This is a genomic window from Ignavibacteriota bacterium, from assembly GCA_016713565.1.
In the GTDB taxonomy this organism is placed as follows: domain Bacteria; phylum Bacteroidota; class Ignavibacteria; order Ignavibacteriales; family Melioribacteraceae.
On the sequence record JADJOX010000001.1, the window covers coordinates 444,794 to 467,433 of the forward strand.

At 30.8% G+C, this 22,640-nt stretch carries 20 protein-coding genes; 9 read left to right on the top strand and 11 right to left on the bottom strand.

Translation table 11 applies throughout. The features are described 5' to 3' along the window. The first annotated feature begins 2 nt into the window (after positions 1-2). From pbpC to IPK06_01870, 8 genes are all read left to right on the top strand, one after another. Positions 3-2,306: a penicillin-binding protein 1C gene (gene pbpC / locus IPK06_01835; GenBank protein ID MBK7978757.1), complete on the top strand. Its 2,304-nt coding sequence runs from the start codon at positions 3-5 to the stop codon at positions 2,304-2,306. 17 nt (positions 2,307-2,323) lie between these two features. After that, complete coding sequence (locus IPK06_01840; GenBank protein ID MBK7978758.1) at positions 2,324-3,031, top strand: SDR family oxidoreductase; 708 nt, start codon at positions 2,324-2,326, stop codon at positions 3,029-3,031. A gap of 2 nt (positions 3,032-3,033) precedes the next feature. Then, positions 3,034-3,717 (top strand): ribose-5-phosphate isomerase RpiA, encoded by a 684-nt coding sequence (rpiA, locus tag IPK06_01845; protein ID MBK7978759.1) that lies wholly within the window; start codon positions 3,034-3,036, stop codon positions 3,715-3,717. A 103-nt stretch (positions 3,718-3,820) separates the two neighbouring features. Beyond that, complete coding sequence (locus IPK06_01850) at positions 3,821-4,753, top strand: ATP-binding cassette domain-containing protein (protein MBK7978760.1); 933 nt, start codon at positions 3,821-3,823, stop codon at positions 4,751-4,753. Positions 4,754-4,865: 112 nt separating this feature from the next. Further along, a complete protein-coding gene (locus IPK06_01855) occupies positions 4,866-5,591 on the top strand; it encodes an ABC transporter permease subunit (GenBank protein MBK7978761.1) in 726 nt (241 codons plus the stop codon). 9 nt (positions 5,592-5,600) lie between these two features. Beyond that, entirely contained in the window at positions 5,601-7,124 is a 1,524-nt protein-coding gene (locus IPK06_01860) for a Gldg family protein (protein ID MBK7978762.1), read from the top strand. Next, positions 7,117-8,040: a DUF4340 domain-containing protein gene (locus tag IPK06_01865; GenBank protein ID MBK7978763.1), complete on the top strand. Its 924-nt coding sequence runs from the start codon at positions 7,117-7,119 to the stop codon at positions 8,038-8,040. Before IPK06_01860 ends, IPK06_01865 begins: the two co-directional genes overlap by 8 nt. Positions 8,041-8,105: 65 nt before the next feature. Then, the gene (locus tag IPK06_01870; GenBank protein MBK7978764.1) at positions 8,106-8,645 is read left to right on the top strand and encodes an NAD(P)H-dependent oxidoreductase; all 540 of its coding nucleotides are present in this window, start codon (positions 8,106-8,108) and stop codon (positions 8,643-8,645) included. Here IPK06_01870 and IPK06_01875 read toward each other — a convergent pair. Both IPK06_01875 and IPK06_01880 read right to left on the bottom strand, forming a co-directional pair. Beyond that, positions 8,642-10,708, bottom strand: a complete 2,067-nt coding sequence (locus tag IPK06_01875) for a thioredoxin domain-containing protein (protein ID MBK7978765.1) — start codon at positions 10,706-10,708, stop codon at positions 8,642-8,644. The two genes, IPK06_01870 and IPK06_01875, sit on opposite strands and share 4 nt — an antisense overlap. A gap of 122 nt (positions 10,709-10,830) precedes the next feature. Continuing rightward, entirely contained in the window at positions 10,831-11,016 is a 186-nt protein-coding gene (locus IPK06_01880) for a hypothetical protein (protein ID MBK7978766.1), read from the bottom strand. Positions 11,017-11,125: 109 nt separating this feature from the next. Here IPK06_01880 and IPK06_01885 point away from each other — a divergent pair, with 109 nt between their 5' ends. Continuing rightward, positions 11,126-13,579 (top strand): PAS domain S-box protein, encoded by a 2,454-nt coding sequence (locus IPK06_01885; protein ID MBK7978767.1) that lies wholly within the window; start codon positions 11,126-11,128, stop codon positions 13,577-13,579. A gap of 3 nt (positions 13,580-13,582) precedes the next feature. Here IPK06_01885 and IPK06_01890 read toward each other — a convergent pair whose 3' ends face one another. From IPK06_01890 to IPK06_01930, 9 genes are all read right to left on the bottom strand, one after another. Next, positions 13,583-13,894, bottom strand: a complete 312-nt coding sequence (locus IPK06_01890) for an isoamylase early set domain-containing protein (GenBank protein MBK7978768.1) — start codon at positions 13,892-13,894, stop codon at positions 13,583-13,585. Between the two features lie 226 nt (positions 13,895-14,120). Continuing rightward, complete coding sequence (locus tag IPK06_01895) at positions 14,121-14,285, bottom strand: hypothetical protein (protein ID MBK7978769.1); 165 nt, start codon at positions 14,283-14,285, stop codon at positions 14,121-14,123. 15 nt (positions 14,286-14,300) lie between these two features. After that, positions 14,301-15,608, bottom strand: a complete 1,308-nt coding sequence (locus IPK06_01900; protein ID MBK7978770.1) for a T9SS type A sorting domain-containing protein — start codon at positions 15,606-15,608, stop codon at positions 14,301-14,303. A gap of 265 nt (positions 15,609-15,873) precedes the next feature. Next, positions 15,874-16,944: a beta galactosidase jelly roll domain-containing protein gene (locus tag IPK06_01905; protein ID MBK7978771.1), complete on the bottom strand. Its 1,071-nt coding sequence runs from the start codon at positions 16,942-16,944 to the stop codon at positions 15,874-15,876. A 40-nt stretch (positions 16,945-16,984) separates the two neighbouring features. Next, a complete protein-coding gene (locus IPK06_01910; GenBank protein ID MBK7978772.1) occupies positions 16,985-17,464 on the bottom strand; it encodes a hypothetical protein in 480 nt (159 codons plus the stop codon). Positions 17,465-17,704: 240 nt separating this feature from the next. Continuing rightward, positions 17,705-18,385, bottom strand: coding sequence for a response regulator transcription factor (locus IPK06_01915; protein ID MBK7978773.1), 681 nt, complete (start codon positions 18,383-18,385; stop codon positions 17,705-17,707). A gap of 9 nt (positions 18,386-18,394) precedes the next feature. After that, positions 18,395-19,945 carry a HAMP domain-containing histidine kinase gene (locus IPK06_01920; protein MBK7978774.1) on the bottom strand — a complete coding sequence of 517 codons (1,551 nt, stop codon included), beginning with the start codon at positions 19,943-19,945 and terminating at the stop codon, positions 18,395-18,397. Positions 19,946-19,996: 51 nt separating this feature from the next. Beyond that, positions 19,997-21,511, bottom strand: coding sequence for a serine hydrolase (locus tag IPK06_01925; GenBank protein MBK7978775.1), 1,515 nt, complete (start codon positions 21,509-21,511; stop codon positions 19,997-19,999). Between the two features lies 1 nt (position 21,512). Then, the gene (locus IPK06_01930; GenBank protein ID MBK7978776.1) at positions 21,513-22,523 is read right to left on the bottom strand and encodes a pyridoxal-phosphate dependent enzyme; all 1,011 of its coding nucleotides are present in this window, start codon (positions 22,521-22,523) and stop codon (positions 21,513-21,515) included. Between the last annotated feature and the right edge of the window lie 117 nt (positions 22,524-22,640).

The following is a 22,640-nucleotide window of genomic DNA, read 5'->3' on the forward strand; positions in this document are numbered from 1 at the left end:
TTGTGAAAATTAAAAATGAAAAAATATTTACGCGATTCATTGTATTTATTTTAAGTGCAATTATTTTATTTGCAATTTTAAATTTGATATTTCCGCTGCCCGATGAAAAAATATTTTCCAAGGAAGTTTTAGCGAAAGACGGAACTCTTTTATCAGCTTATCTTTCCGGTGATGACAAATGGAGAATGAAAACTTCTCTAAATGAAATTACGCCGGAATTGGTTAAATCTATAATTGAAAAGGAGGATAAATATTTTTACTGGCACTTTGGTGTAAATCCCTTTGCCATTATACGTGCTTTTTACTCAAATCTATTAAATAAGAAAATCGTTTCCGGCGCGTCGACAATAACTATGCAGTTGGCAAGAATTTGGAATCCGTCAAACAGAACTTACCTTAATAAATTCATTGAAATAATTAGAGCGGTACAAATTGAAATTCTATATTCAAAAAAAGAAATTTTGGAAATGTATTTAAATTATCTTCCATACGGCGGAAATATTGAAGGAGTAAAAGCCGCCTCTTATATTTATTTCAATCGTCCGCCAAATAAATTAAGTCTTGCTCAAGCGGTTACTCTTGCCGTAATTCCAAATGATCCGAATAATTACCGATTGGATAAAGATTATTCGAACACAAAATTAAAAAGAGACATTTGGATAAATAAATTTATCGATGAAAAAATTTTCGATAAAAAGTATTTAATTGACGCGCTCTATGAACCGCTTCATAGTAATAGATTTCCAATTCCCAAAGCCGCTCCGCATTTTTGCAATAGAATGATCAAAGTATCAAACGGACCAATAATAAAAAGCACTTTAGATTTAACAAGTCAGAAAATATCCGAAAAACTTTTATCAAATTATATTTCAAGAAATAGAAGTAAAGATGTTTCAAACGGCGCGGTTCTAATTATGGATAATAAAACTAGGAATGTTTTGGTTTATTGCGGTTCGGCTGATTACAATGATAATGAAAATGCCGGGCAAGTTGACGGCATAACATCTATCCGTTCTCCCGGATCAACATTAAAACCTTTTCTTTACGCGCAAGCATTTGACAAGGGGATTTTAACTCCCAAAATGAAATTGTATGATATTCCAATGGACTTTGGAGGATATGAGCCTGAAAATTTTGATAATAGATTTTACGGAGAAGTAACAGCTGAATTTGCCCTTAAAAATTCTTTAAACATCCCGGCTGTACAACTCCTTCAAAAAGTAAGTATAAATAATTTTATTCAATTGTTGGAAAATGCCGGATTTAATAGAATATCTGCCGATAAAACTAAGTTGGGGCTTTCACTTATTCTCGGCGGATGCGGAACTACTTTGGAAGAGCTTGTAACTACTTATTCTTCATTTTCCAATAAAGGTAATTTTAATAACTTAAATTTTTTAGTAAATAGAAATAGTTCGATTTCTAAAAAAATATTTTCGGAATCTGCTTCTTTCTTAATAACAAAAATCTTATCGGGAATTGAAAGGCCTGATTTCCCAAACACTCTTATCGGCGAAACAAAACTTCCAAAAATTGCTTGGAAAACTGGAACTTCTTACGGGAAAAGAGATGCTTGGGCAATTGGCGTAAATCCCAAATATACAGTTGGAGTTTGGCTTGGAAATTTCAATGGGAAAGGTTCACCTTATTTATCCGGTGCGGAAATGGCAGTTCCACTTTTATTCGACCTTTTCAATTCAATTGATTATGGCTCTGATAAAAAATGGTTTGAAATTCCATTTGAATTATTAGAGAGAAAAGTTTGCGAAGAAACCGGACTACTGCCAACAGAAAATTGTAAAAATATTATTTATGATTATTACATAGAAAACATTTCGCATCATAAAAAATGCGAAAGATATAAAACATATTTAGTTGATGAGAAAGAAACAAAAGTATACTGCGCGGAATGTTTGGGAAACAATAAATATAAAGAAATTGCATATCCCATATTGGATCCCGAATTAAAATTATGGTACAAGAAAATTAATATTAGTATTATAGAACCGCCTTTACATAATCCGGAATGCAACAGCAAGTTGATAAATAGCGGACCAAAAATAATTTCACCTTTGGAAAATTATGATTATTATATAGATAGAAATTCAGACCAAAAAATTTTATTGCAAGCGGTTTCGGCTTCAAATGTTTTAACACATTATTGGTATATTAATGATGAATTTTATAAAAAATGCAGAGCGGGAGAAAAATTATTTTTTGTACCGAAACAAAAGTCGGTAAAAATTGTATGTACAGATGAAAAAGGTGGGTCAAGCGAAATTAAAATTAATTTTAAATATTACTAAATGTGAAAGGAAGAAGCATGAATATAGAAAATAAAGTTATATTAGTAACCGGAGGGAGTTCGGGTATTGGACTATCAACCGCGGTTATGCTAAAAGAAAAAGGCGCAAATGTTATAATTACCGGAAGAAATAAATCCAAACTTGACGAGGCAATTGAAAAATATGGATTTACCGGATTTGTTTCCGATGTTTCAAAGGAAAATGAAGTTATTGAGCTTTTTGAAAAAATTAAAAATAAGTTTGGAACTTTGGATGTATTGGTCAACAATGCGGGATTTGGTTATTTTGAAACCCTAGAAAATGTTAATTTTGAAAAATTTAATAATGTTTTACAGACAAACGTGATCGGTGCCGCGTTGGCTGCAAGAGAAGCTGCAAAAATATTTAAGACCAAAAATGGCGGAGATATTATTAATATTGCTTCAACGGCGGCTACAAAAGGTTTTGCCGGAGGAACTTCTTATGTCGCGTCAAAATTTGCTCTGCGCGGAATGACTGAATGTTGGAGAGCTGAATTAAGGCCTTTTAACATTCGAGTTATATTGATAAATCCCTCTGAAGTACAAACCGATTTTGTTGTTAACTCAGGCAGACCAGGTAGAAATTTTAATCCAACAAAATTGCTTGGTGAAGATATCGCGCATTCCATTTTATCGGCGTTAGAAATGAATGACAGAGGATTTATAACAGAATTAACAGTTTTTGCGACAAACCCGAAAGATTAAAAATGATTGAAGAATATAAAAAACTAGCAGCTGAAAAAGCGGTTGATGAAATTAAATCCGGAATGGTAATTGGCTTAGGTTCAGGAAGTACATTTTATTATGCACTTCAGAAAATTGGAAGCCTGCTTAAAGATGGAAAATTAAAAGACATTGCCGCTATTCCAAGCTCCTTGACCAGCGAAAAACTAGCTAAAGAATTAAATATTCCCATAATTACATTTAACGAAAAGCAAGAGATTGATGTAACAATTGACGGCGCTGATGAAGTTGATAAATATCTTAATTTGATTAAAGGCGGAGGCGCAGCACATTTGCGTGAAAAGGTTATTGCGCAAGCAAGTAAAAAGTTAATAATTGTAGTTGATGAAACTAAACTGTCTGAAAAATTGGGAACGAACTGGGCTGTTCCAGTTGAAGTTTTACAATTTGCGTTTCCGCTTGAAAAGAAATTTATCGATTCAATTAATGGAAAGCCGACATTGCGTTTATATCAAAATGGCAGTCCGGTAATTACGGACGAAGGCAACTTTATTTTAGATGCTGATTTTGGAATTATTCAAAATCCATTTGAACTTGCTGAAAAGTTGGAAAATAGAGCAGGAATAGTTGAACACGGACTATTTCTAAATCTTGCGACAAAAGTTATAGTAGCTGGTAAAGAAGGAATTAAAATTTTAGAAAAATAACATGGAACCGCAAAAAATTATTTTTGTACAATTTACATGTTTTTTAAAAAATACATTTAATCATTTATATTTTTCTCACCGAAAAAAATAGGTATATGAATTTATGAGCGTTACTGTATCGAATCTAACCAAAAAATATCAAACACAAAGAGCTGTTGACAATATTTCATTTGAAGTTAAAACCGGTGAAGTATTAGGTTTTCTTGGTCCAAACGGAGCCGGAAAAACTACAACTATGAAAATAATTACCGGTTACATGGCTCCTTCGGAAGGCGATGCAAAGGTCAATGGAATTTCAGTTTTGGAAGAACCGGAAAAAGTAAAAAAAATGATTGGCTATTTGCCCGAAAGTAATCCGCTCTACCATGATATGCCGGTCTTGGAATATTTGGAATTCATTGCCGAACTTCAAAATGTTCCGAAAGAAAAAATTAAAGACAGAATTGCGCAAATGGTGAAAATTTGCGGATTAAACGTAGAGAAACATAAAAAGATTGGTGAACTTTCAAAAGGATATAAGCAGAGAGTCGGGCTTGCACAGGCATTGATACACGATCCTGAAATCTTAATACTTGATGAACCAACAACAGGATTGGATCCCAACCAAATAGTTGAAATTAGAAATTTGATCAGAGAAATAGGGAGAGAAAAAACAGTAATTCTCAGTACGCATATTTTACCGGAAGTTGAAGCTACTTGTGATAGAATATTAATTATTAATGACGGCAAAATAGTAGCCGACGGTACTTCGGAAAGTTTAAGAAAACAAGCTCAAGGACAAGAAATATTAAAAGTCGGAATTAGCGAAGCAAACGACAAAAATACAGTTATTAAGGAAATGCAGAATTTATCAACAGTTGCGATGGTTGATCCTTTAAACGAAAGTGATTTTACTTTTTACGTTAACAGTAAAAAAGAAGTCAGTTCTAAAAAAGAAATTTTTGAAATGTGTGTTAAAAACAAATGGATATTATCGGAACTAACGCCTATTGAAACTAAACTTGAAGATATTTTTAGAGATTTAACAACAAATTAGAAATATTATTTCAATTTGTAATTCCGAATTTGTACCGGAATTTTTTATTGGAGTATGACGCAAAAACTAATTCAGCAGAAAATGTAAAAAAAGTTAAAATTTGGGAAATAAAATGAAACCAGTTTGGGTAATTGCAAAAAAAGAATTCAGATCATTTTTTGATTCGCTTACAGCTTATATTATTTTAGTTGTGTTTTTAGGTCTAAGCGGATTTTTTACATGGCTTTACGGTTCGGATATATTCTTTATAGGTCAAGCAACACTTATGCCTTTTTTCTCTGTCGCATATTGGACGCTGTTCTTTTTCATTCCTGCCTTAACAATGAAAATGCTTGCGGAAGAAAGAAAGACCGGAACATTAGAATTACTGTTAACAAAACCAATTACCGACTGGCAGATTATCGCGGGAAAATTCTTAGCCGTTTTGATGTTAATAGGCGTAGCGTTGCTTTTAACAATTCCATATTATATAAGTATTTCTATGCTCGGGAAAGTAGATCACGGTTCGGTTTGGAGCGGTTATTTCGGAATGATTCTAATGAGTGCCGCATTCATAAGCATCGGATTATTTGCCAGCAGTATAACAAACAATCAAATTGTAGCATTTTTGGTTGCACTTTTTATCGGAGTTTTCTTCCTAATTATTTTTGATGTTTTATCTTCAAGTTTTACAGGTACAGCGGCTTACATTTTTAATTATTTAAGTTTATCAACTCATTACGAATCAATATCAAGAGGTGTTATTGATTCAAAAGATTTAGTTTATTTTTTATCAATTACTGCTATTGGATTATTATTGGCAGATTCAGTCCTTTCAAAAAGAAATATAGTTGAGTAAGAAAAAATTATGTTAACAAAGAAAAAAATTCAAACCACTCTTTTTTTAGTAATCGCTATCTTAATTTTGTTAAATATTCTTTCGTCAAGATATTTTTTTAGAATTGATTTAACGGAAGATCAAAGATACTCATTAAGCGATGCGACAAAAGATATTTTAAAGAATCTTAAAGAACCGGTTACTGTTACCGCATATTTTTCGGAAGATTTACCTCCGGATATTGAAAAAGTACGCCAAGATTTTAAAGATATGCTGATTGAATATTCAAACCGATCAAATGGAAATGTTGTTTATGAGTTTATAAATCCAAACAAAGATCAAGAAGTTGAAATGAAAGCTCAGCAATCCGGTATTTCTCCAATAATGATTAACGTTAGAGATAAAGATCAAGTAAAACAGCAAAAAGCATATTTAGGCGCTTTGCTTCAAATGGGCGAAAACAAAGAACCAATACCTTTTATTCAGCCTGGCTCGGCAATGGAATATTCATTATCGACCGCAATAAAGAAATTATCTGTAACCAATAAACCGGTTATCGGATTTTTACAAGGACACGGCGAACCGGATTTAAGTCAATTAATACAATTAAGACAACAGCTTAATGTCATGTACGATGAAAAAACAGTTGCTCTTTCTGATACTTCCAATATACCTAGTGATATTAAGACTCTCGTAGTTATTGCTCCATCTGATTCAATTATTGACAGAGATTACAATTATTTAGATGAATTTTTGGCAAGGGGCGGAAGACTGCTTTTGGCAATAAATACAGTTAAAGGAAATTTTCAAAACGCGACCGGTGAACTTGTTAAAACCGGAATTTCAAAATGGTTAAAAAAATATGGTGTTTCCGTTGAAGATAATTTTGTAATTGACGCAAAATGCAGCAGTGTTATGGTTCAGCAGAATCAAGGAATGTTTAGGATGAATATTCCAATTAGTTTTCCATATTTGCCAATCATTTCTAAATTTGAAGAACATCCAATCACAAAGGGATTGGAAGCTGTTATATTTCCATTTGTAAGTTCATTAACAATTGCGCCGAAAGATACGAGCATCAAATATTCGAAATTAGCTGCTTCCTCCGATAAATCTTCTTTGGAAACTTTACCTTTATTTTTTGATATTCAAAAACAATGGGGAAGTCAAGATTTTGGAATGTCGAATATTCCGGTTGCGGTTGCAATGGAAGGAAAAATCGCTAATAACACTTATTCAAAAATGGTAGTTTTTAGCGACGGAGATTTTGCGGTTAACGGAGATGCTCAGCAAGGACAGCAATTACAGCCGGATAATGTTAATTTGATGACAAACTCAATTGACTGGCTTTCTGATGATACGGGTTTGATTGAACTTAGAACCAAAGGCGTTACTGCGCGACCGTTAGACGCACAATTGGAAGACGGTACTAAAACTTTAATAAAATACGCAAATTTTATAATTCCAATTGCAATTATTATTGTGTTTGGATTTGTAAGATTTCAGTATAAGAAAAAAATTAGAAACATTATAAAATCAACTGATTATGTTTAATAAAAACTCAAACAAACTGCTGTGGATAGTTTTGGCAATTTTAGTAATTGCCGTAATATTAATTTTCTCAAACGAATCCACAAAGAATGAAAGAACTTTCAAAGAAGAATTAGTTTCAATAGATACATCCAAGGTAACTAGTATTTCGATTTATCCTAAATCTCTTCAAGGTAAAGAAGTTCGACTCATAAAAGAAAAAACTTTATGGAAAGTAACTTCCGAATTGGGAAAAATATATACCGTACCGGAAACAAAAATAAAGAATTTGATTAATCAATTGATTATGATTAAACCTGAACGCGTTGCCGCGCGAAGTAAAGATAAATGGAAAGAATATCAAATTGATTCGGCTTCCACAAGAATTGAAGTTAATGAAGGCAGTAAAAAAGTCTTGGATTTGATGATCGGTAAATTTGCTTTTCAGCAGCCAAGGACAATGACAACTTTTGTTAAACTTGCCGGTGATAACGATATATATGAAGTTAGCGGCTTTTTAGATATGTTTTTTAACAGAAACGCCGATAGTTATAAAGATGAAACCGTTATTAAATCTGAAAGACAAAAATGGAATAAATTAAAATTTGAATCTGTCAATCCTGACAGCTCATTTGAATTGGTAAAAATTAATAATGTATGGTTTGCAGATGGAAGCAAGACGGATTCGGTAAAAACTGATAATGTATTAAATGCGATTGAAAGAATTTCTAACTCCAATTATAAAAACATTGATAAAGCATCATTGCCTAATTTTACATCAAAACTTACTATAGATGTTGAAAATTCAAGTCCAATAATTATTTCCGCCTACAGAGATTCAACAAATTATATTATTGAGTCTTCGTTGAACAAAGAAAATTATTTTGACGGAAAAAATATAGGCGGCAAAATATTCTTCAGAAAAAATACTTTGTTTTAATTACTAATTTTTGTTTCAAATTATTAATTTTACAAAGGTCTTACATTTTAACAGAAAGATTTTTAATGAAAATTGCTGTGGTTAACGGCAGTGCGCAAAATAGAAATTATATTTCATTTTGTATAAACTGCATAGTAAAAGTTTTAGAAAAAAATATAGATGTTTCAATTGTAAAAATTGACTTGAAAGATTTCAGTTTACCTTTTCCCGGTGAAAAAATAGAGAAGGACGATTCAGTCAAACTTCGCAAACTTTTAAAATCAGCCGATTCATATATTATAGGCACTCCCGAATACAACGGTTCGTTTTCGGCAAAATTAAAATTAATGTTCGAAAACGCAAGTTATCCTTCCGAAATGAAAGATAAACCTATAAGTTTATTCGGCATCGCCAGCGGATCGATTGGCGCAATAAAATCATTGGAACATTTGAGAAGTGTTTGCTCGCATATCGGCAGTTTTGTTTTGCCAAGAGTAGTATCAATCGCAAATATTGAAGAGAAATTCGACGAAAATGGTAAATGTATCGATATAAATGTAACAAGGGATTTACATAATTTAGCAAAGAAACATGTGGAATTTTGTAATCCGATAAAAATATTTTAAGACTTATTAAATAATTTTATAAAATCGTCAATGTTATTAACTGGCAAATTGCATTCAAAATTTTCACAGATATAAGCCGTGGTTTTTTCGTTTATCATTTTGTAATTTTTCAAATACTCTGCCGTTTGAAGTAATTTATCATAATATGGATCGGATTTATCCAAGCAAATTACAACCTTATTCGGATTAAAATCTTCATTTATTATTTTCAGCATTTGTTTTGTAAGCGGATTTTCTTTTTCGCCGACTAATAAAATTTCCTTGGTATTATTTAATTGAAAAATTAACCCCGATAAAAAATAACCAAAACTGATCGGGACTTTTTCTACCGAACTTTTATAAGTCTTGTTTAATAATTCGGCAAATTCTTTATACTTTTGATTTCCCGTAATGTGAAACAATTTTATTAAATTACTGAACATAACGGAATTACCCGAAGGAACGGCTCCGTCGTAAAATTCTTTGGTTCTTACAATTAATTCTGAATTTTCATCTGTAAAAAAGAAACCCGAATTATTTTCAGTATCCCAAAAACCGGAAATTAATTTACCCGTTAGTTCAATAGATTTTTCCAAATAAAATGTCTTATTAGTCGATTCATATAATTCCAATAATCCCCAAATAAAAAATGCGTAATCATCAATCTTAGCGTCAATAGAAGAGTCGCCGTCTCTATATCTATGAAGAAGATCCCCATCTTTTGAAATAAGATTTTTTAATATGAACTGAACGGATTTTTCAGCGGTATCAATTATTTTTTTATTATCAAAAATTCTTCCGGCAATTGCCAGCGCCGCTATTGTTAATCCGTTCCAATCGGTCAAAATTTTATCATCTTTAAATGGATGTATTCTGCTTTCTCTAAATAAAAATAATTTTGTTCTATAATTATCTATGTTATTGTTATCCGCAATTTCATTTGTAAACAATATATTTTTATTTATTAGTTCACCGGTTGATTCTTCGTAATAATTTCCATTTTCCTTCACGTTAAAAATTTGAGAAAATTTTTCTCCGTTTTGATCACCTAAAATTTTTAATATTTCATTTTTCGTCCATGTATAGAATTTTCCTTCTTCGCCTTCGCTGTCGGCGTCTTCAGCTGAATAAAATCCGTCTTCCGGCGATTTCATATCACGAAATATATAAGTAATTATTTCTTCCGCGGTTTTTTTGAAAAAATCGTTTTTGGTCAGTTGAAATGTTTCAGCGTAGGCAATAATTAACATCGCCTGATCATATATCATTTTTTCAAAATGAGGAAGAAACCATTTTCTATCAGTTGAATAGCGATGAAATCCAAAACCTAAATGGTCAAAAATTCCCCCTTTTCTCATTTCAATCAAAGTCTTTTCAACCATATATTTTGCGTCGTCATTTTTTGTCTTTCTAAAATATCTCAATAAAAAAAGCAAATTATGCGGTGATGCAAATTTCGGCCTATCTCCAAAACCGCCAAAGTCATTATCAAATTTTTTTTGAAATTCTAAAAATGCGGTATCCAAAATTTGGGGATTTGTAAAATCAGTTAAATTAATATTATGTTCGGAATTAATATATGAAGTTATTTTATCGGCGGAATCATTAATCTCTTGTTTTTGATTTTTCCAAATTTCACCAACTCTTTTTACAAGGTCAATCATTCCGACTCTATTGCCAAATGAATTTTTTGGTAAATACGTTCCGGCATAAAAAGGTTTTTTTTCCGGTGTCATAATTATTGTTAAAGGCCAGCCGCCGTGTCCTGTTATCATTTGACAAACCGACATGTACAAATTATCAATATCGGGTCTTTCTTCTCTATCTACTTTAATGGAAACAAAAACATCATTCATTAAATTTGCAACTTCTTCATCTTCAAAAGATTCTCTCTCCATTACGTGACACCAATGACAAGTAGAATATCCTATTGATAAAAAAATCGGTTTGTTTTCATTTTCTGCTTTATTAAACGCGCTTTCGTTCCAGCCAAACCAATTAACCGGGTTGTGTGAATGTTGAAGCAAATATGGACTTTTTTCCCAAATTAATTGATTTTCAAACTTTTTGTTTTTCTTTGTCATTGCTTAATTTTCAAATTATTGTTAAAAGGGCAGAATAAAGCTAAGAAAATGATACTAAAAAAGATATAAAATCCTAAAAACTTTTAATCTTTTATAAAACAGCTTATTATGTGAGTTTTGATTTAATGAAATACTTTAAATGGGAATAGAATAATTGCTTTTAAAATGTCAAAAACAGTTCCAACGGCGAATCCTACCAATCTGAAAGGAAGTAAAATAAGCCAAATAAAGGGATAAAGAATTAAAACCGCAATTGCGAGCGGAAAAGAAATTATTGCTAGAATAACCCATAAAATAAAAGTTGCCATAAACTTCTCAATATTTTTTTCCTAATTATAGACGTTTTTGCAGAAAATAAGTTATAAAAATCCGTTCAATAATTTCGATAATGATGAAAAATAATTTACATTGGCGTAAATGACTAACGAAATTACATTCAAACCTTCCATTGCTTTCGACCAAAAAAACATTCTTGATAATTTACGCGAATGTATAGTTGCATTCACAAAAAATTACGAGCTGATTTACTTCAATAATTCATTTAAAGAAAGATTTGAACTATTCATTGGCGAAAAACTGGACGAAAAGAGAAATTTGAATACTTATAGAGGTATTTTAAGATTTTCCGAATTTTACACCGAATGGAATTATTGGATTGATAGATGCCTTAACAATGAAAAATTTACAGAAATTATTGAATATAAATTATCAGGAAAAAAACTTCATTTTCAAATTCAGTTTTTGCCGGTAATTAGAGAAGATGAAGTTGAATATATTCAACTGATAATTTCCGATGAAACCGTTCGTTTCCAATATGAAGATTTGATTAAAAAGAACGTTAAAGAATTTGAAATTGAAAGAGAAGAAATATTTGATGAAAATAGAAGTGTGGAAGAGGAAAGAGATCAAGCGCTAAATTTACTTATTGAAAATGTTGAAAGGCTGCAAATTGTATTTGAAGGCTCAAATGATGGATTTTGGGATTGGAACATAGAGAAAGACGAAATATTTTACAGCAAACATTATTATGAAATTCTCGGTTATCGAAACGGCGGAATAAAATCAGATTTATTCAGTTGGCAAAGCAGAATTCATCCCGAAGATATGGAAATTGTTGTGGAGGCATTGCATTCTCACCTTGAAGGAAATACACCTCAATTTTATCAGGAATATCGAGTTTTAACAAAGACCAATGAATGGAAATGGGTTTTAGATAAAGGTAAAGTAGCGATTAGAGACATGAACAATAATCCGCTTAGAGTTGCCGGAACATTGAGCGATATTTCCGAAAGAAAAAAAGCCGAAGAAATTTTAAAGGAAAGTGAAGCGCGTTTTCTTAATATTGCTAAAACAATGCCTTTAATGCTGTGGATGACTGATGAAAGATTTTCAGTTACATACTTTAATCCCAAAACTAAAGATTTTATTGGCGAAGAAAATTTTAATAAAAATTTGAAAAATTTTATTCACAAGGATGATATTTCAAAATTTAATGAAAAGTACAAAAGACTTGTAAAGTACAATGAAAGATTTGAAAGTGAAATAAGAATTAAAAATAAAGAAGGTGAGTTTAGGTGGATTTTAGTTCAAGTGGTTCCAAGACTTTTACAGAATGGAGATTTTGTAGGACTGTTAGGCGTTGGGAATGATATAACAAAGAGAAAAGAAGCCGAAAAAAAATTATTAGAAAGTGAAACTCAGTTCAATGAAATAACTTCGGTTGTAGCTGAAGGTTTATTCTTAATTGATAAAAATAAAATTCTAAAATTTGCTAATCCGGAATTTTATAAACTGTTGGGTTACAGCTGTGATGAGTTAAAAGACACAAAAGTTTTTGAGAGAATTTATGAACACGCAAATAAACTGGAAAGCGAAGATCCAATAGAAAAAGTTTTTAATGGAGAAGGTACAATAAGAGTTATTCATGATTATTTTAAAACATCAAAAGATGAATTATTGCCCGTTTCGTTTGTTTCATCTCCCATAAAAAGAAATGGAGTAATAAATGGCTGCGTAACGGCATTTCACGATATAACCGAAAGAATTGAAGCAGAAGACGCACTTAAACGATATGTTGAAGAACTTCATTTCAACAAAGAATTATTAGAAGAAAACGCCGTAGAAGCGGCAAGATTAAACGAAATGCTCTGGGAATCGGAAACAAGACTTAAAGAACTGAACGTAAGTAAAGATAAATTCTTTTCCATAATTTCGCATGATTTAAGAAGTCCATTGACATCAATTATCGGTTTTGCCGAAGTTATGCTCGAAGACTTAGAAACATTATCAAAAGAAGATTTAAAAGAATTTACAAACAGTATTTTCAAATCATCCAAAAATTTGCAGAATCTTTTGGAAAATTTACTGCAATGGTCTAAAATTCAAACCGGAAGAATTGAGTTCAATCCAATAAATTTTGAATTGATGCATTTAATAAATGATGTTATTGCGCTTTATCAAGTGAATGCCGCAAGAAAGAAAATTTCACTGCAAAATACCGTTGAAAAAAATTACACAGTAAATGCGGATAAGTTTATGATTGAAACCGTTCTTAGAAATTTGGTTTCCAATGCCATAAAATTCACGCCGCAAGGTGGAGTAATTAAAATAAAAGTTGATGAAGAAAATGACGACAATTTAATTATTATTGTTGAAGATGATGGTGTTGGAATTAAAGAAGATGTTATTGAAAAATTATTTAGAATTGACAGTCATATTACAACCAAAGGAACGGATAAAGAAAAGGGAACAGGACTTGGTTTAATTCTTTGCAAAGAATTTATTGAAAAGCATAACGGAACTATTTGGGTAGAAAGTGAAATTGAAAAAGGCAGCGAATTTAAATTTACACTGCCTTATAAAAAAGATTAAATTTTATACTTTAACAATAGAATTGGAAGAATCACCAAACTGAGTCGCAATTTGGCTGTCTGCATCTTTTTCGTTTAACCAAGTTGAATTGTCCAAATAATATTTGAACTCATATTCCTTTCCAACTTCCAAATCAATAACAATTGAAAAAGAACCATCCTTTACTAATTTTTTCATTCTATGTGAATTGTAATCCCAATTATTAAATGAACCAAGAATATTTGCTCTTTTGTAATTTACGCCAATTTCTGCCGGAATTTTAAAAGTTACTTTGCAAATTTTTTTTGATTTTAAGTACCTTTTTGAAATAGACATAATTTCCCTTTTCTTAAAGTTATTACTTATTTTAAATATAATACAAAATTAAATAAATAAGAGATAATAATCTAACTTAAAAGTGACACGAATTCTTTTTATAAATATTATATACAAATACGAATTTTAGAAATATAAAAATATTTATGGGGAAATTTTTATTCACGATTAAATAAAAAAGCCCGCAATTCGCGGGCAAATTAGAAATAATATTTAATTTTATAAATTATATTAAAAATAATGAAAGCAATAATAATGTTACATAAACAACCCCAAGTCCTATTTTCAAATATATATCTTTTTCATTTTTGACAAGTTCATTTATACTTAATTCATTTTCTGCAACATAATCTTCTTTTGAATAATTTTCTAAAACTGTTTCTGAGTTCATTTAACAAATCCTTTCTTACTTCATTAATAGCATTTTTTTAATAGAAATGAAATTATTGGTTTTAATTTTGTAAATATAAATTCCACTCGCTAAATTACTTGCGTCAAATGAAATTGTATAAACACCGGCTGGTTTTACTTCGTTTTCAATAATTTCGACTGTATTGCCTAAAATATCATATATTCCAAGTTCGACATGTCCTTCATTTGGAATAGAATACGTAATTGCAGTAACAGGGTTAAATGGATTTGGGTAATTTTGTCTAAGTTCAAAATTTTGCGGTAAACCTAAATTTGTCTCAACTATACCCGAATATTCAAATGCTCCATCAATATCAATTTGTTTTAATCTGTATGAGTATTTGCCTGAAGCTTCAATTATCTTATCTTTGAAAGAATAATAATTTGGAGAATTGCTATTTCCATGACCTTCAACAAAACCTATCTTTTCCCATTCAGAATCTTTATTAATTAAGTTTGATTTTAATTTTTCAATTTCGAAACCATAATTATTAACTTCTGTAGCTGTTTCCCAATTTAATTCTATATTATTACCGGAAAGATTAATTGTAAATGAAGTAAGCTCAACCGGCAGAGGAGATGAAGGACATGGGTCGACGAAATTAAAAACTACAACAGCACCGAAATTAAAAGGATCACCAAAAAATGTATATGAACCTTCAGAATAACCAACGCCAATAAAACCTTCATTTGAAGCTGATCCAAAATTGTTGTTAAATAAAGCAAAACATGTGTTTCTGTGTCCCCATGAATCACTCGCGTCTTCATAAATCCAGCCATATACCGCTCGTTCAATTGGTAATGAAGTCGGTGTTGGACTTGTTGATCCAAAATTAGATAAGTTCTCAGGTCCAAAGATCCACCCTGATTCACTACATCCACTGATTGAAGGATCAGAATTCAATCTATCTGAAGGTGATCCGTTTAAACTATGACCGAAAAGATTATTTGTGCGTAAAAAATCAGCATAGTTTTGAGCAATATTGACAATATTGTTACTTACTGCCTCAAAGGGAAGAAGTCCGCGCGCAACCCTTTCAGCATTAATTAGAAATAAAGCTTTCTCACTATTTGATTTAGCATCCCATACTGTTTGATCTGGTAAATTAAGGTCCTGCGGTAATGTTACCGAACCTGCAAGTCCCATAGTATTTTCATTAGCTCGAGCAGTATTAAATGCATTTTCAATATCTGAAACTGTGCTTTGTGCACCTGACCATCCAAAATCTGAAGTTGGTTCCGGATAAGGTTGCGCAAAAAGACTTAATGAGAAAACAAGTAAAAAAGTAAATATTTTTATCATATTTTTTCCCCTTTTATTGGTGTGTTTTGTTATAATTTCAGAAATCACTAAGTGGATTCTGAAAAATTCTCAGAAGGAAGTTACTTTAAATCATTTGTGATTTAAATGAGATGAAATATCCTTTTAAAACATGATATATACAAGATAAATATATTTTTATTTTTTGGAATTTTAATAAGATTTAGGCGGTTTTATTGATCCAAATTAAAAAAAGGAAATTTAGAAAGAAAATTGTAAAAAACTAATTCAAAATTTTCATTAATAATTATTCAAACAGCTTTTCAATAAAGTTCTTTTTCTTTAAATCTGTATTTTTTGTAATATATCTTATATAATTCTTTAATGTTACAATTCCAACCGGACCTTCATAAATTCCGCCATATTGAAACCCGTCATATACTCTAACCGCAATAACATTTTTACCGCTGCGTAAATCTGCTTTATTTATTTTATAACCGCGAAGTTGTTTATATTCACTATTATCGCCGTTGGAAAAATTTTTTATCAAAGGCATTGCCAATACATCTCCAGTTGATCCAACCTTTTTTTCATTTAGGAAAGTTTCATCAATATCGTCAATTTTACCAACCATTAAAACTAAATCATTGCTCTCAAAATCCTTTTCTAAATTTATATTAAATGTAATTCTGTACCATGCGAAACCGTCATAACCGTCAAACCCTTGCTGCTCCCAAGTTGAAGGGACAATTATTGATTTCCAATCTCTATCGTCAAAATTATTTTTTAACCAGCTTGAATTATCGCCGGTCCTAAATTTCCAATATCCTTCAAAATTAGCAATAAAATTTAAAGCCAAATCATTTGTAAAAATTCCAATGTCACCGTTATAAATTCCGCCGTCTAACTGTTCATCAAAAACTCTAATCGCAATTATATTTTTACCATTCTGCGCTAAATCGGAAATTTGTAATGGAATCCATATTTTTAGATTATAAGCAGTTCTAAAATTCGGCGGAAATGATCCTGATGTAGCTATTAGTTTTCCATTAAGAAAAATTTCCGCAACGTCATCAATAACGCCCAATGATAAATAAAGTTTATTCTTGCCGTTTTTAACATTTAAGTCGAATTCTTTTCTATACCAAGCGTAACCATCATAACCGTTATAACCTTCATCTTCCCATCTAGATGGAACTTTTATCGGGTCCCAATCTGAATCATTATAATTTGGATTTGCCCACATTTTGTTATCGCCGAGATTAAATTTCCAAAGTCCGTTCAAATTTTCAATTCTTGAGAATTTTTGCTCGGCGGCAATTCCGCTGTTTATTATTATAAGTAAGGCAAATCCAATTATGTATAATCTAATGTTCATGATGTTAAACCATTATATTGTATTTAATTTCTTAACAAAATTATTTAGTCTCAATAATATTATCAACAAATGCTTCAAAATATTTTGATCTTAATTTATCATAAGCATACAAACTGCTAAGTAATTCTTCGCAAAAATCAGTGTATTCCGTATCTGAATTTTCTATTACCGAATTCTTAATTGTATTAATGCAATTAAGTGAACCAAGCTGTGCCAAACTTAACGCAATGATTTTTTTATCATTTGTGTCTTCAGTTTCTCCAAGCATTTCAATTAAATTATCTTCAAAATTAGATAATTTGTATTTACCAATATTTTCAACCGTGCTCATTACAACACCATGGTTTTCCGAATCTAATGATTTTTCAATGTTCTTCATTATTAGATCTAATGTAACATAATCGGATGTATTTTTTGAAGTAATATAGTTTTGAGCATTCATTTGAAAAGTTGCCAATATTAAAAGCGCGAAAACCGAAATGAATTTTACGGTTAATTTTGTTGTGTTTAAGTTTCTCATTGTAAAGCCCTCCATTTGGTGTTGAAAAAATATTATTTGTTTTGTTTTCCATTGTCATTTGTACGTAAATTATTGTCACAAGTTGTCATTAGTTTTATTTCTTTGCGATCTAAATAATTTTACGTTCACCAATTAAGACGAGAACTGCACGAGGAGAGTTGTCAAATAATTGTTACAATTTGTCACAAGTTGTCATGAATAAAATTTGAGGAGAAAAAGAAAAGATCAAGTAATTTTTGTTTATGATAAAAGCTTATATCCTATTCCGTGAATAGTAATTATTTTTTTTGGCTCATTAGGATTCGCTTCAATTTTCTGCCGTAGTTTTAAAATAAAATTATCAATTGTTCTCGAGGTTGTATAAACATCATTTCCCCAAACATTGGAAAGGAGATCATCCCTAGAAACAGTTTTATTTTTATTATTCCACAAGTAATGCAGTACATCAAATTCTTTGGATGAAAGATTTAAGGATTCACCATTTTCAGTAGCGTTGTAAGAATTAAAATTGACTTCAATTCTACCAATTTTAATTTTTTCTGAAGACTCGGATTCGGAATCGCCTCTGCGAAGAACCGCTTTTACTCGAGCCAATAATTCTCTTAAACTAAAAGGTTTAGTTATATAATCGTCAGCGCCAATTTCCAATCCAAGTACTTTGTCAATTTCCTCGCTTTTTGCGGTGAGCATAATAATTGGAGTTTTAATACCCAAACTTCTTGCCTTTTTGCAAACATCGAAACCAGATAATTTTGGTAGCATTACATCGAGTAAAATTAAATTATAAAAGTTATCCTTAATTTTTTTCAAACCTTCTTCGCCGTCTGATGCGAAATCAACTTCATAACCGTCATATTTTAAATTGTTGCCAAGTCCTAACTGCATTGTTTCTTCGTCTTCAACTATTAAGATCTTTTTCATTTTGTTTACTTAACCATTAATTTTGGGAAAAATTAATTTAAACTTACTTCCGGCGCCAAGTTTACTTTCAACAATTACATTTCCATTATGCGCTTCCATAATGTTTTTAACTAAAGTTAAACCCAAGCCGCTACCTTTTGTATTATGCACATTTCCGGTTGTTACTCTAAAAAATTTGTCAAATATTTTTTTCTGATTTTCTTTAGAAATGCCGATTCCGTTATCGCTTATTTCCAAGTAGATTGCGTCGTTGTTCATTCCGGTCGAAATTTCAATAACGCAATTATTTTCACAATATTTAATAGCGTTGTCAATCAAATTGAAAATTGCTTCCATTACGGATTCTTTATCTATTGAAATTTCCGGAAGGTTTTCAAATTTATTTACTTTGCATTTATTTTTTGTACCGTTCAACTCATGCTGATAAGTATTCAAGACTTCATCAAGAATTAAATTCAAATTCTCATTCTTAAAATTATATTTTTTATTATTTGATTCCATTTTAGAAAAATTTAAAATTGAATTTACTATTCTTGTTAATCTTTCGGTTTCTTTTCTAATAATTTTATAATATTCAATTTTTTGTTCTTCCGAATCAACTCTGTTTAACTCCAATGTTTCGGCAAACATTCCAATTAGCGAAAGCGGAGTTCTTATCTCATGCGAAACGTTTGAAACAAAATCCGATTTAAGTTGAGATAATTTTATTTCTTTTCTAATTGTAACAAAAAGAAAAAATACACCAAGAAGGATTAAAACGTTTAAAAAAATAAGGATTATTAAATTAGTAAAAGTTCTTTCTTCAACAAGATCTTTAATTGTGCTTCCGGGCGTGCTAATACCTAAATAGTAATTTGGCAAATTCCATAATTCTTTGTATTCAATTAATTTATCGAATGAAACATTAGTGCCGCCGGTATAACTAACCAAAGATTTATCATGAAAAATTGAAATCATAAAATCTTTAGTGGAAATACTGTTGATCTTTTTCATTAATATATCATTGATAAACCTTTTGGTATTTAGAACTAAAGTGGCGGATATATTTTTATTATTACTAATTATAAAAGAAAGCAGAGGCGTGTTATCCAATGTATTTTTTAATGGCTGCACTTTTGTATAGCCTAAATTTTTAAAATCTTTCAATGAATTTAATGTCTCGGCGTTATCATTTAAAATTTTCTGCATTTTAATTACAGCATTTTGAGATTTTTTAATTTTATTTGAGGCATAAAATTCCATATTTGCCGAATTTAGGCTGTCCGAAATTATTATTAATGATATGGAAGGATTTGCTTTGCAGAACTCACTCATTTTATCTTCAAAATATAGAGAGTCATTCAAAACTATATTATTTATGTTTTTAATCCAGCTTTGAAAACTATCTTCCGTATATTGATTAACGCTAAAAATAATAGTGTTCAGTTGTTCCGCGTAAATCTTTTCGAGGAATTTTTCATCTTCAGAAATGTTATTTAATTGAATATAAGTATAGATGATTAAAGGCAGCAGTAAAATTAAAACAATAATCAGAATAAATTTTTTTAATGAGGAAAACATAAATTATTTAATTTCTTTTTACGAACACTTCATTTATAAATTTTTCTTTAATTAAATATCACCAATCTTTTTAATTAGCTTAGTCCAAAGTTCACTGCCATTTTCACCGTTTGTCATAATTACAATTCCCGAACCATCTTTTGGACTAAATTGCGAATAACACCTAAATCCGGTTTGATTTGCGCCGCTATGGTAAATAACATCTCCCGTTATTGTTGAATCAATTGCCCAGCCTAATCCTCTAAAAGCCTGAAATCCTAAATTTCTTCCCGGTCTTTCGGTAACTTCTCTGGATTCAACCCGAACTTGATGAGATAACATTTCGGTAATTAAATTATTTGAAATAATAGAATTCTTATTTTTGTAAGAATTCATTAATTCTAAAATTATTTTCGCATAATCATTTGAAGTTGTATAAAGCGTAAACGCCGCATTTGCGTGTAAATATTTTTTTCTTTCATTGCAATTGCCTAGTGAATTATGTCCGGTTGAAATTTGTCCATCGAAATTATCACGCCAAACAAAACTTGTCGATTTCAAATTCAGCTTATCAAATAAGTTATCATTAGCAAATATTTCTAAAGGCTGTTTGGTAATATTTTCAATAACTCTTTGCAGATAATAAATTCCTTCTCCCGAATAATTAAATTTAAGTCCCGGTTTGAAATAAACGGGAATAGGTCCGTTTCGCTCTTCATCGCCCATTCTCCAATTTGGCATTCCGCTTGTGTGCGTTAAAATCATTCGCGCTGTTATTTGTTTGGTATAATCGTCATCTGCGCTAACAAAATTTTCAGCATAATAATTAAACAACGGTGTATCTAGATCAAGTATTCCTTTTTGTACTAATTTTAATGCTAACATCGCGAATACAGGTTTACTCATTGAACAAGCTTCAAACATTGTATTTTCTTCAACGGGCGTTTTGGTTCCAGCGTCGGATATCCCAAATGTTTTGGAATAAGAAATTTGATTATTATTAATAATTGATATTGAAACCCCGGGTACGTTTAATTCCGATATTAGTTTAGGGGTTAGACTTTCCACAATTTTTATTTTATCGGAAATATCTGGAACAACATTTAATAATGATTTATCTATTTTTGATATTGAACAAAATGCAGCCCATCTTACGTTATTATCTTCGTCATATAAAAGTTTCTGTAATTCCGGAACGGATGACGAAACAATTTCTTTAAATTTGCCTAACGCCAACGCCGAACACCAACGTACATTTGAATTGTCATCTTTTAAAGCGTTTATTAAATATGGAATTGACTGAATTCCTTTCGGTGATATTTTCTCCAGCGCAATTGCCGAGCACCATCTCACATTTTCATTATTCATTGTTAGTGATTCTATTAGCTGATTTACAGAAGACTCTCCGATTTTAACCAATTCATCAATCGCTTCTCCGTTAACCCAAGGATCTTCATCGCTAAATTTATCAATAAGAGATTTGATTTTGTTCAATTGATTTGAAGTATTTGGCTGAGCAATTAAAAACTCATTTCCAATTAGAATAATAATTAATATTGCGGGTATGATATTTTTTGAGGTAGTCATTTTATTTATATATCTTTTTACAGTTTAAGGTTTCACTCAATTCTTCTTCGAATGAAAAAATAATTGGAATTCCGCCGGTGTGAATGAAAACCACCGGAATATTTTTATCAATTATATTTTTTTCCGCAAGATCAAATAACGCTGACATAACTTTCCCGGTATAAATCGGATCGAGTAAAATTCCTTCTAAATTTGCGCAATTGAAAATCGCGTTTTTACTTTCTTCAGTAATGACGCCATATTCAGTATGATAATTATCATAACACTCAATAATAATATTTCTTTCTGTATTATAATTTAAAATTGCAGAACTTTCATCAATTAGTTCTTTCGTTCTTTTTATAATTGCTTCTTTTGTCCTTGAAACGCTTATACCTATTATTCTTGCATTCGGAAGAAATAATTGCGCGCCCAAGATTATTCCCGCATAAGTTCCGCATGAACCGATTCCTAATATTATTTGCACATTATCATTATCCAACTGATTTGATAATTCTTGCATTGCTTTCACATAACCCAAAGAGCCTAATCCGGTGCTTCCACCAATTGGAATAATAAAAGGTTTTTTACCAATTGCAGAAAGTTCATCAGCCCAAAATTTCATTTCATTTTCTAAACTTGAGTTTGCGTCGTCATCCACTAAATATCTAATATCCGCGTTATACAAAACATCAAGGAGCATATTTCCTTTGACTTTCATAAAGTCGGGACCGCCTAAAACGAGTTTTATATCTAAACCGAATTTTCTCGCGGCTGCAGCTGTCATTCTTGCATGATTAGATTGAATTCCGCCTGCAGTTAAAACCACATCAAAATTTCCATTTAAAATTTCGGCAAAATCATATTCAAGTTTTCTGGCTTTATTTCCGCCTCCTGCAAATCCCGTAAGATCATCTCGTTTTATAAGAAGTTGTGATAACCCGATTCTTTCAGCTAATCTTTTTGCATTCTGCAGCGGAGTAGGCAGATTTGAAAGTTTGACATTTGGAATATTGTCTAAGTTACCATTCATTTTTATAATTATTCGGTATATGTTTTATTTATTAAAATATTTAAAATCATCCAAATCAAATTTAGTCATTGTTGTTAAATAAAATTATTATTTTTAAGAACAAGTTTAGATATTTTT

Coding starts and splice junctions, on each gene's coding strand:
- IPK06_01840 (MBK7978758.1), top strand. CDS start 2,324: ATGAATATAGAAAATAAAGTTATATTAGTAACCGGAGGGAGTTCGGGT.
- rpiA (MBK7978759.1), top strand. CDS start 3,034: ATGATTGAAGAATATAAAAAACTAGCAGCTGAAAAAGCGGTTGATGAA.
- IPK06_01850 (MBK7978760.1), top strand. CDS start 3,821: ATGAGCGTTACTGTATCGAATCTAACCAAAAAATATCAAACACAAAGA.
- IPK06_01855 (MBK7978761.1), top strand. CDS start 4,866: ATGAAACCAGTTTGGGTAATTGCAAAAAAAGAATTCAGATCATTTTTT.
- IPK06_01860 (MBK7978762.1), top strand. CDS start 5,601: ATGTTAACAAAGAAAAAAATTCAAACCACTCTTTTTTTAGTAATCGCT.
- IPK06_01865 (MBK7978763.1), top strand. CDS start 7,117: ATGTTTAATAAAAACTCAAACAAACTGCTGTGGATAGTTTTGGCAATT.
- IPK06_01870 (MBK7978764.1), top strand. CDS start 8,106: ATGAAAATTGCTGTGGTTAACGGCAGTGCGCAAAATAGAAATTATATT.
- IPK06_01875 (MBK7978765.1), bottom strand. CDS start 10,708: ATGACAAAGAAAAACAAAAAGTTTGAAAATCAATTAATTTGGGAAAAA.
- IPK06_01880 (MBK7978766.1), bottom strand. CDS start 11,016: ATGGCAACTTTTATTTTATGGGTTATTCTAGCAATAATTTCTTTTCCG.
- IPK06_01885 (MBK7978767.1), top strand. CDS start 11,126: ATGACTAACGAAATTACATTCAAACCTTCCATTGCTTTCGACCAAAAA.
- IPK06_01890 (MBK7978768.1), bottom strand. CDS start 13,894: ATGTCTATTTCAAAAAGGTACTTAAAATCAAAAAAAATTTGCAAAGTA.
- IPK06_01895 (MBK7978769.1), bottom strand. CDS start 14,285: ATGAACTCAGAAACAGTTTTAGAAAATTATTCAAAAGAAGATTATGTT.
- IPK06_01900 (MBK7978770.1), bottom strand. CDS start 15,608: ATGATAAAAATATTTACTTTTTTACTTGTTTTCTCATTAAGTCTTTTT.
- IPK06_01905 (MBK7978771.1), bottom strand. CDS start 16,944: ATGAACATTAGATTATACATAATTGGATTTGCCTTACTTATAATAATA.
- IPK06_01910 (MBK7978772.1), bottom strand. CDS start 17,464: ATGAGAAACTTAAACACAACAAAATTAACCGTAAAATTCATTTCGGTT.
- IPK06_01915 (MBK7978773.1), bottom strand. CDS start 18,385: ATGAAAAAGATCTTAATAGTTGAAGACGAAGAAACAATGCAGTTAGGA.
- IPK06_01920 (MBK7978774.1), bottom strand. CDS start 19,945: ATGTTTTCCTCATTAAAAAAATTTATTCTGATTATTGTTTTAATTTTA.
- IPK06_01925 (MBK7978775.1), bottom strand. CDS start 21,511: ATGACTACCTCAAAAAATATCATACCCGCAATATTAATTATTATTCTA.
- IPK06_01930 (MBK7978776.1), bottom strand. CDS start 22,523: ATGAATGGTAACTTAGACAATATTCCAAATGTCAAACTTTCAAATCTG.